1 protein-coding gene is annotated in these 227 nt (G+C 50.7%); it reads right to left on the reverse strand.

All coding sequences use genetic code 11. The features are described from left to right. On the reverse strand, positions 1–227 hold a 227-nt coding region (locus HJV72_RS19000; RefSeq protein ID WP_208073432.1), incomplete at both ends, for a sodium/proton-translocating pyrophosphatase.

The following is a 227-nucleotide window of genomic DNA, read 5'->3' on the forward strand; positions in this document are numbered from 1 at the left end:
TGCTGTGCGCACATTGGCCTTTGTGGCAACCTGCATGCCGCAGTAGCCGGATACGGAGGAGAAGACCGCTCCCATAAGAAACGCGGCTGCAGTCATCCAGCTTTTCAGAGCGATACCTAAAATCAGGAAGAACACCACAACGAAAATGATCAGTATCTTGTACTCAGCCGTTAAAAAAGCCTGTGCCCCCTCATGAATGTAGGAGGCGATCTCCTTCATCCTGTCAT

Source organism: Extibacter sp. GGCC_0201 (assembly GCF_017566055.1).
Taxonomy (GTDB): Bacteria; Bacillota; Clostridia; order Lachnospirales; family Lachnospiraceae; genus Extibacter.